The 1,900-nt window shown below is 24.1% G+C and carries 2 protein-coding genes; both read right to left on the reverse strand.

Features of this window, described 5'->3' with window-relative positions; translation table 11 throughout:
- Positions 1-838 (reverse strand): acyl-CoA reductase (locus ACTT83_RS06210; protein WP_440919217.1); only part of this gene is annotated, 838 nt, incomplete at its 3' end.
- The coding region (locus tag ACTT83_RS06215) for a LuxE/PaaK family acyltransferase (protein ID WP_440919218.1) at positions 838-1,900 on the reverse strand (1,063 nt) is incomplete at its 5' end. The genes ACTT83_RS06210 and ACTT83_RS06215, both read right to left, overlap by 1 nt.

Here is a 1,900-nt window from a genome sequence, read left to right on the forward strand (position 1 = left end):
GTTTATTATATTTATAATATGAACCAGAAAAAAAACTTGTATATTTTTTTTCTGCAACAACTTTTTCAAGAGATTTCCAAAAAATATCAATTGTTTTTTTATTTTTTTTACCAACCCAATAAATTAAATGTGGTGAAGAACATGCATTTTGATCAACTAAAAATGTATCATTATAAAATTCATTACAAATTTTTATTATTTCTTTATTATTTTTTTTTGAAATTTCATTTAAATTTAATACACAGAACGAATTTCTATTCGGAAAATGTAAATCCCTACACCTTTCACTAGTTTTAATATCTTTTAATTTATTAATAGTCTGGTTGCCGCCCCAAATTATTCTTAAATCACTTATCTCTGATATTTTTTTTGAAAAACCTTCACTATTTTCTGTTTTTACAATTAAAATAAGTTTTTTAATTTTTGGAAATTTCTTTAGGACTTTGTTAAAAATAAAACATAATTGTTCTATTTCATAAAAATTTTGACTAGGGAGCTTTATAATATTTGAATTGCCACATAATAAACCAAATACAAGAGAATATGCAAAATTCGTGGGGATATTTGAGGGTGTAATATGAAAAGCTAAACCTAAACCTAATCTAATTGTTCCATTTTTTTCTATAAAATGAATCTTTTTTAATTTTTGAAGATTCTTTTTTCTGCAAAAAAAACCAAATGTACTTATTTCGCTGTTAAATTTCGTCTTATTATTATTTTGAATTTCTTTTGAAATCAGATCCAAAAAATTTAACACATTTGAATCAAATGGTTTTAATGGTTTAGTCGAAATATTTGCAGAACCTACAACAATATTTTCATTATCTAATTTTATCATCAAATATTTGCACAACCTCTAATTTCTGACTCTTTTGATCGACCTTTAATTTTAAATCTTTTTCCCTTAAAATTACATTTACAAGTTTGACTAGGGCAAATTACTCCTAAATCTTCGGTTAGAATATTGTTACCTGGATAGCTACTTGGTAATAATGACATTAATTGTATGAGTCCTTCTTTGTTGTTTTTTTTTTCAATTTTTAAGTTTTCATCTCTTACATATACATCAGAATAGATAGAGCATTTAAATGCATCACATTTATTACACTCAACAAAAATCGAACCTGTTTGCTCAATTAGTCCATAATAATTAACAATTTTTTTAAAATTATATCTCTTTTTCAACTCTATTTTAAATTTTTGTGGATCCATAGACTTTGACTCAATTTTTTTCCAACCACCCCCATGTAAAAGTATACAATTTTTAAATTGCATGTTTTTAGGTAAATTCTGTTTTTCAAGAAAAAACTGGAATACTTTATTTGTAAATCCAAAAATTATTTTTTTTTTGTCAGTAAATTCTTCCAAAAATTTTTCTATTTCTTTTAAGTTTATTTGACCATTACTATGTAATGCAAAATAAGTTTTTTTTGCTAAAATTGAAAATCCATTTACTGCTGCTTGACTGGCTGACAATTTTGTTCTGTCTTGATATTCAAATTTTTTATCAATTATCAACATTGGCATTCTTTTTTTGCCAAAAAAATACTCCATAATTTGGACTAAAACCTTAGTTTGAACTTTTGAATTAGTTGCATCCAAAAATATTTGTGATTGTTTGTTTCCAGTTGTGCCTGAGGAGAGAAGTTTTTTTACAATCTCTTTTTCTTTACAACTATAGAGTTTGTTATCTTTAAATATAGATACCGGGATGGCTGGAATATCGGTAATTTTAGTTTTTTTACTAAACTGAAAATTTAAATTTTTTAAAATTGAAAAATAATCCTTACAATTTTTTTGATGGAACTTTATCATTTCAAATAAGTTCTTTTTAAAAAAGCTATTTCTCTCTTTTTTTTTAAAATTAAAAACTTTTTTATCTTCTACAATATATTTTTCC

The sequence above is a fragment of the Candidatus Pelagibacter sp. genome, assembly GCF_052049775.1.
GTDB lineage: Bacteria > Pseudomonadota > Alphaproteobacteria > Pelagibacterales > Pelagibacteraceae > Pelagibacter.